Here is a 6,884-nt window from a genome sequence, read left to right as displayed (position 1 = left end):
GCCCATCAGTGGACACCCAAGCACGGCATGGGCGCCGGCACTGTGCCGGATGCGCATGACCCCTCGAAGCGTCACGCACCGTCGATGCTTACCAGCGACATCGCCTTGCGGGCCGATCCTGCCTACGAAAAGATCTCGCGGCGCTTCTTCGAGAACCCCGATCAGTTCGCCGATGCCTTCGCACGCGCCTGGTACAAGCTCACGCATCGCGACATGGGTCCGATCGCGCRCTATCTCGGTCCGCTCGTCCCTAAGGAAGAGCTGTTGTGGCAGGACCCTATCCCCGCGGTCGATCATGTTCTGGTCGATGAGCAGGACGTTGAGGCCCTGAAGGCCAAGATACTCGCTGCGGTGCCCTCGGTGTCGCAGCTGGCCTCGACGGCCTGGGCTTCGGCTTCGACGTTCCGAGGCTCCGACAAGCGCGGTGGTGCCAATGGCGCGCGCATTCGTCTCAGCCCCCAAAAGGACTGGGAAGTAAATCAGCCCGCCCAGCTGGCGTCGGTTCTCGCAAAACTCGAAACGATCCAGAAGGAGTTCAACGCTTCGCAGTCCGGCAACAAGAAAGCCTCGCTTGCCGACCTGATCGTGCTCGGTGGCGTCGCTGCCATCGAGAAGGCTGCCAAGGACGCTGGGCAAAACGTCAAGGTGCCTTTCACGCCGGGTCGCATGGATGCCTCGCAGGAGCAGACCGACGTCGACTCCTTCGCCCCGCTCGAGCCGACCGCTGACGGTTTCCGCAACTATCTCAGGGGCAGGCAGCGCTTGTCGCCCGAGGAAACGTTGGTGGATCGGGCGCAGCTGCTGACTCTGACAGCGCCCGAGATGACGGTGCTGGTCGGTGGCCTGCGCGTGCTCGGCGCCAATGCGGACGAGTCCGCACATGGCGTCTTCACGACGCAGCCTGAAACGTTGACCAACGACTTCTTCGTCAACCTGCTCGACATGGGAACGGAGTGGAAGGCGGTCTCGGAGGCCAAGGACGTGTTCGAAGGTCGCGACCGTAAGACTGGTGAGGTCAAGTGGTACGCCACCCGGGCCGACCTGATCTTCGGTTCGCACTCGCAGCTGCGCGCTCTTGCTGAAGTCTATGGCAGCTCGGACGCCAAGGAAAAATTCGTCAAGCATTTCGTGGCGGCGTGGACCAAGGTGATGAACGCTGACCGTTTCGACCTTGGCGAGACGTTGCAGGCGGCAGAATAGCAATTCGGGATCAAACGAACGAGGCAGGCGCGGAGCAATCCGCGCCTGTTTCATTTTTCGCCGACCCGTTCGGGGGAAGTTTTTACCCTGCAAGCTTGGTCCGACGCTTGTGCATTCCCTCGCCGCTGTTTAGCTAGGCCTGATACGGGTCAACCGAAAACGGAACACCGAACATGCGACTTGGCGGAAGACTGGCTGCGGCCATCGAAGTACTCGACGATATCGAGAGGCGGCATCGGCCCGCCGCGGATGCACTCAAGGATTGGGGACTGTCCCATCGCTTCGCCGGCGCCGGCGACCGCGCCGCGATTGGCAACATCGTCTATGACGCGTTGCGCCGCAAGCGCTCCGCCACCTGGCTGCTTGGCGACGAGACCTCGCGCGCGCTCGGCTTTGGCGCGCTGCTGCTTGAATGGGACCAGTCCGCCGAGGCACTCAATCAGACGCTCGACGGCGACAAGTTCGCGCCCGAGCCGCTGAGCGCTGACGAGCTCATGGCCATCGCCGAGCGCAAGCTCACGGATGCGCCCGACGTCGTCCGTGCTGATTCGCCTGACTGGTGCGCGCCATTGCTTGAGCGCGCTTTCGGCAGCGAGTGGGTGGCTGAAGGTGCAGCCCTTGCCGCGCGTCCGCCGCTCGACATCCGCGCCAACACGCTGAAGGCCGACCGCGCCCGCGTCATCGGCGAACTCGAAGGCACCCAGGCAGCGCCGATGGCGCTTGCTCCGAATGGTGTACGCATCCCGCCCATTGACGGTAGCGGCCGTCATCCCAATGTCCAGGCCGAGCCGGCGTTCCAGAAGGGCTGGTTCGAAATCCAGGATGAGGGCTCGCAGCTTGCCGCCGAGTTGGCTGGTGCCACCCCTGGCATGCAGGTGCTCGATTATTGCGCAGGTGCTGGCGGCAAAACGCTGGCGCTGTCGGCGTCGATGGAAAATCGCGGCCAGATATTCGCCCACGATTCGGAAAAGTCGCGCCTGGCGCCGATGTTCGATCGCCTGCGCCGGTCGGACAATCGCAATGTCCAGGTCGTCACCAAGCCATCCGAGCTTTCCGTTCTCACCGGCCACATGGATCTCGTTTTGATCGACGCGCCCTGCACTGGCAGCGGCACGTGGCGCCGGAGGCCCGATGCCAAATGGCGCCTCACCCAGAGGCAGCTCGACGTTCGCAAGGCTGAACAGTCGGCCATCCTCGACGCCGCCAGCACCTATGTGAAGCCGGGTGGCCTGATGGTCTACATCACCTGCTCGGTCTTCGACGAAGAGAATGCCGACCAGGTCGCGGCGTTCCTGGGGCGTGACAAGAGCTTTGCGGCGGTCGATCATCGCGCGCTTTGGCAAGCCCGTTTCCCCGGTCGTGACGATGCCGTGCGCTTTAACGCGCAGGGCCTGTCGCTGACGCCTGCGCGCAGCGGCACCGACGGCTTCTATTTCGCCGCCATGCGCCGAGCCGCTTGATCTGAGCCTAGATCATTTCGCTTCGCCCATTGGCGGAGCGAAATGGGCAACCAGTTGCCTCCACAGGCGTTGTCCACCTCGCGCTCGCATTGCTGGAGGTCGGATGAACAGATACGCCGCTTTACTTGGTTTCATCGTGCTGGTGCTCGGCGGCGGCACGCTGATCGGATTTTTGACGTTGCCGGGCGAATGGTATGCGGGGCTCGCAAAACCCTTCTTCAATCCGCCAAACTGGATTTTCGGCCCTGCCTGGTCAGCGCTCTATGTCTTGATTGGCATCGCCGGCTGGCGCGTCTGGCTACTCGATTCCGGCGGTGTCGCGATGCGGGTCTGGAGCGCCCAGCTGGTGCTCAATTTTTTGTGGTCGCCGACCTTTTTCGGCCTGCAACAAACAGGCCTTGCTTTGCTGATTATTGTCGCCCTGCTCATTGCCATTCTGGGCTTCATGGCAACTGCGCGGAAATCTGACCATGTCGCCGCCTGGTTGTTTGCGCCTTATGCGGCTTGGGTCGCCTTCGCCACGCTGCTCAATGCCTCGATCTGGTGGCTCAATTGATATGATTTTGYGCTGCAGCATTTCCGATTGCCTGCATTTGCCGGCTTTGCGATAAGCAATGCCAAGAGGACATCGCAAATGGCAGCCAAGATCGTACCCGCACCCGACTATGACGAGCGTGTCAGGGCTTCCTTCGCGCGCCAGAGCGCGATGCGGACCATCGGCGCCGAGCTCACGCTGGTCACCCCTGGCATCATCGAGATCGAGATGCCGTTTTCGGATGAGCTGACCCAGCAACACGGCTTTCTCCATGCTGGCGTCATTTCGACGGCGCTCGATTCTGCCTGCGGCTATGCTGCCTTTTCGCTGATCCCGGAAAGCTCGAGCGTGCTCACGATCGAGTTCAAGGTCAATCTGCTTGCCCCCGGCAAGGGCGAGCGCTTCCTGTTTCGCGGTTCGGTCACCAAGCCCGGCCGCACCATCGTCGTTGCCGACGGCCAGGCCTATGCGATTTCGGCCGACGGCGAGGCCAAGCTGATTGCCACCATGACCGGCACGATGATGGCGATCGCCGGTCGCGACGGTATTGAGGGCTGACACCATGCCTGATGTGACGCAATTCGCCGGTCGCAACGTGCTGTTCGTCATGGCGGCCGATGCCGAATATGGCCCGCATCTGCAACAGCTTTTCGTGCCTGTCATGACTGGTGTCGGCCCGGTTGAAGCAGGGGTGAGGGTCGCCGGTGAACTTGCGCTGCTCGCTGCCTCCAACTACCTGCCCGATCTCGTCGTCTGCCTTGGCTCCGCCGGCAGCCGCAGGCTGGAGCAGACTGAGGTTTACCAAGCCGTTTCGGTCAGCTACCGCGACATGGACGCGTCCGCGCTCGGCTTTGAAAAAGGCGCGACACCTTTTCTCGACCTGCCGGTTACAGTGCCGCTACCGCTGAAAATCCCGGGTCTGAAAGAGGCCAGCCTTTCAACCGGCGCCACCATCATTTCAGGCGCTGGCTACGACGCGATTCCAGAAGACATGGTCGACATGGAGACATTCGCCGTGCTGCGCGCCTGCCAGATGTTTTCCGTGCCGCTTATCGCGCTGCGCGGCATCTCCGATGGTCCCACCGACATCGGCCATGTCGATGACTGGACCGAATATCTCCATGTCGTCGACGAGAAGCTGGCACATGCCGTGCGCCTGCTGGGTCAGGCGATAAGCAGCGGCGAACTGAAGCTTTAGCCACCGGCGGGGCTTGCCGCTGCGCTCTTTTGTCATGAGTTTTGCCAGCACGTTTGATGTATGCGGCGCATAGTCGTGCACGCTCATCGACGCTGAGGCTTTTTCTGATCCGCGCTCTGTTGCGCGGGGCGGGTGGAGCAACGGTGTCGAAGCGTGCATGCGCCTTTTCAGGAGTAGCCTACGAAATGATGATCATCCGCATATCCAAGACGGCAGCCGTTGCCGCCACAGCTTTGTTTTCCACCCTCGTCGCCTTCGGCAATCTGACCGACTACGGCACCAATTTCGCCTTCGTGCAGCATGTCATGAGCATGGACACGATCTTCCCGGACGCAGCCATCAAATATCGCGCGATCACCAATCCGGCGCTTCACAACCTGTTTTACTTCCTGATCATTGCCGCTGAAGCGCTGACGGCCATCCTGTGCTGGATCGGCGCGTATCGCCTCGCCACAAATCTTCGCAATGATGCGCGCAGCTTCAATGCTTCCAAGACACTGTCGATTGCCGGCCTGACGCTCGGCTTCCTGGTCTGGCAGGTCGGCTTCATGTCGGTTGGCGGCGAGTGGTTCGGCATGTGGATGTCGAAGACCTGGAACGGCGTTCCCGACGCATTCCGCTTCTTCATCACCATCTTGCTGGTGCTGGTCTTTGTTGCCCAGCGCGACGAAGAACTCGCCTGATGAATTTGGATGGTCGTCCCTTGGGCGACCATCCCCGCCTAGCTGGGTCTACCGTGCCGCGCGCGGCAAGTCCTTGGCGTTGCCGAACAGGACGCCGAGCAGCTTCACCCTGACATCGCGATCCATGTTGATGTAGGTCACTGCCCCGGCCTTGTGGTCGATCTTCCAGCGGCCGACCGCGCCATTATCCCAGTCGACGACATAACCACCGTCAGCGAGTTTCCACACGCCCGTCCTGGTCTCGCCGTCTTCCAGCAGCATGTGCGCCGTCTCGCCTTGCTCGAAATAGACGTAGGCTTCCTTGCCGTTGTGATCGAGCACATGGGTCGTGCCCGGCACGATTAGCTCCAGTGCGGATCTGTCGAGAATTGCCATTGCCATCTCCTTCGGATACCAAGTTCGTCAAGAACCTTGACGTTAAACGTGAATGGAAAAATGGTCAAGAAGCTTGACGAAAATGCCGAGGCACCTTTGCCCGACCATGTCGGCTGGCGTCTTTGGCAGGCAAGCCGTGCCTGGCAGGCCGAGTTTTCAGCTGCCATGCGTGCCTCCGGCCACGTTTGGTTCAGTGAAAGCCGCGCCGGTCTGCTCGGCCACATCCCCCGCAATGGCATCCGCCAGTCATCATTGATCGAGCGGGCAGGCATCTCCAAGCAGGCGGTGCAGCAACTTCTCGATGGCCTCGAAGCGGAACGCGTCATCGAACGCGTGGCCGATCCGCAGGATAAACGCGGCAAGCTTGTGCATTACACGGCACTTGGATTGGCGGCACTTCGCGACGGCGACCGCATCAAGCTCGACATCGAGAACGGCTATCGCGAGCGGCTGGGGCAGGGCAGCTTCGACGCGTTGATGCTGGCGTTGCGCAGGCTTGATGACGGCCCCAGGCGTTGACGAACAAGTGGCAGCCTTGCATGAAGATGCGAATTCGCTCAGGCAGCCATGCACACCAAGCCATTGCGCAGACTCGAATCTTTCTTTAAACGCCCGCCATGAAGAACTCCGAGCACCCTGAAACCGTCCTCATCATCGACTTCGGCTCCCAGGTGACGCAGCTGATCGCGCGTCGCGTCCGCGAGGCCGGGGTCTATTCCGAGATCGTTCCCTTCCAGTTGGCCGCCGAGGCCTTCAAGCGGATCAACCCCAAGGCGGTGATCCTCTCCGGCAGCCCGCATTCGACCGTCGACATCGGCAGCCCGCGCGCGCCTGACGCCGTCTTCGAAGCAGGCATTCCGGTGCTTGGCATCTGCTACGGCGAGCAGACCATGTGCGCCCAGCTCGGCGGCAAGGTCGAGGCCGGCCATCACCGCGAATTCGGCCGCGCCTATCTCGAGATCGAAGACGAAAGCGCGTTGTTTGACGGCGTCTGGGCCAAGGGCACCCGCCATCAGGTCTGGATGAGCCATGGCGACCGCGTCACCGCCATTCCCGCCGGCTTCCGCGTCATCGGCACCTCCAACGGCGCGCCATTCGCTGCCATTGCAGATGAAGCCCGCAAGTTCTACGCCGTGCAGTTCCATCCCGAGGTGGTGCACACGCCCGACGGCGCAAAGCTCCTGCGCAATTTCGTCCACAAGATCGCTGGCATCGAGAGCGACTGGACCATGCACGCCTATCGCGAGCATGCGGTTGAAGCGATCCGCAAGCAGGTCGGCGACAAGAAGGTCATCTGCGCGCTTTCGGGGGGCGTCGATTCCTCGGTCGCGGCCCTTCTGATCCACGAGGCGGTCGGCGACCAGCTCACCTGCATCCTCGTCGATCATGGCCTGATGCGCCAGAACGAGGCGGCCGATGTCGTCGCCATGTTC

The 6,884-nt window shown here is 61.9% G+C and carries 9 protein-coding genes; 8 read left to right on the top strand and 1 reads right to left on the bottom strand.

Features of this window, described 5'->3' with window-relative positions; translation table 11 throughout:
• From AC1DUU_RS19255 to AC1DUU_RS19230, 6 genes are all read left to right on the top strand, one after another.
• Positions 1-1,200: peroxidase family protein (locus AC1DUU_RS19255; protein ID WP_476785007.1), on the top strand; the 1,200-nt coding region annotated here is incomplete at its 5' end.
• Between the two features lie 173 nt (positions 1,201-1,373).
• On the top strand, positions 1,374-2,660 hold the full coding sequence (locus tag AC1DUU_RS19250) for an RsmB/NOP family class I SAM-dependent RNA methyltransferase (protein WP_476785006.1): 1,287 nt from the start codon (positions 1,374-1,376) through the stop codon (positions 2,658-2,660).
• Positions 2,661-2,763: 103 nt separating this feature from the next.
• Positions 2,764-3,216, top strand: a complete 453-nt coding sequence (locus tag AC1DUU_RS19245; protein ID WP_476785005.1) for a TspO/MBR family protein — start codon at positions 2,764-2,766, stop codon at positions 3,214-3,216.
• A 78-nt stretch (positions 3,217-3,294) separates the two neighbouring features.
• Entirely contained in the window at positions 3,295-3,753 is a 459-nt protein-coding gene (locus AC1DUU_RS19240; RefSeq protein WP_476785004.1) for a PaaI family thioesterase, read from the top strand.
• A gap of 4 nt (positions 3,754-3,757) precedes the next feature.
• The gene (locus tag AC1DUU_RS19235; RefSeq protein WP_476785003.1) at positions 3,758-4,393 is read left to right on the top strand and encodes a 5'-methylthioadenosine/S-adenosylhomocysteine nucleosidase; all 636 of its coding nucleotides are present in this window, start codon (positions 3,758-3,760) and stop codon (positions 4,391-4,393) included.
• 185 nt (positions 4,394-4,578) lie between these two features.
• Positions 4,579-5,076, top strand: coding sequence for a DUF2165 family protein (locus tag AC1DUU_RS19230; protein ID WP_476785002.1), 498 nt, complete (start codon positions 4,579-4,581; stop codon positions 5,074-5,076).
• A 48-nt stretch (positions 5,077-5,124) separates the two neighbouring features.
• On the opposite strand, the gene AC1DUU_RS19225 is transcribed toward AC1DUU_RS19230, so the two are convergent.
• Positions 5,125-5,451 (bottom strand): hypothetical protein, encoded by a 327-nt coding sequence (locus AC1DUU_RS19225; protein WP_476785001.1) that lies wholly within the window; start codon positions 5,449-5,451, stop codon positions 5,125-5,127.
• A gap of 60 nt (positions 5,452-5,511) precedes the next feature.
• Here AC1DUU_RS19225 and AC1DUU_RS19220 point away from each other — a divergent pair, with 60 nt between their 5' ends.
• Positions 5,512-5,970: a MarR family winged helix-turn-helix transcriptional regulator gene (locus tag AC1DUU_RS19220; protein ID WP_476785000.1), complete on the top strand. Its 459-nt coding sequence runs from the start codon at positions 5,512-5,514 to the stop codon at positions 5,968-5,970.
• Positions 5,971-6,068: 98 nt separating this feature from the next.
• Positions 6,069-6,884 (top strand): glutamine-hydrolyzing GMP synthase (gene guaA, locus AC1DUU_RS19215; protein WP_476784999.1); only part of this gene is annotated, 816 nt, incomplete at its 3' end.

Source organism: Aminobacter sp. P4_H6_2, assembly GCF_056400805.1.
This window is presented reverse-complemented; position numbering and strand designations above follow the sequence as displayed.

Bases quoted from the DNA above. Each gene is read 5' to 3' on its own strand.
- AC1DUU_RS19250 (WP_476785006.1), top strand. From the start codon at position 1,374: ATGCGACTTGGCGGAAGACTGGCTGCGGCCATCGAAGTACTCGACGAT.
- AC1DUU_RS19245 (WP_476785005.1), top strand. From the start codon at position 2,764: ATGAACAGATACGCCGCTTTACTTGGTTTCATCGTGCTGGTGCTCGGC.
- AC1DUU_RS19240 (WP_476785004.1), top strand. From the start codon at position 3,295: ATGGCAGCCAAGATCGTACCCGCACCCGACTATGACGAGCGTGTCAGG.
- AC1DUU_RS19235 (WP_476785003.1), top strand. From the start codon at position 3,758: ATGCCTGATGTGACGCAATTCGCCGGTCGCAACGTGCTGTTCGTCATG.
- AC1DUU_RS19230 (WP_476785002.1), top strand. From the start codon at position 4,579: ATGATGATCATCCGCATATCCAAGACGGCAGCCGTTGCCGCCACAGCT.
- AC1DUU_RS19225 (WP_476785001.1), bottom strand. From the start codon at position 5,451: ATGGCAATTCTCGACAGATCCGCACTGGAGCTAATCGTGCCGGGCACG.
- AC1DUU_RS19220 (WP_476785000.1), top strand. From the start codon at position 5,512: ATGGTCAAGAAGCTTGACGAAAATGCCGAGGCACCTTTGCCCGACCAT.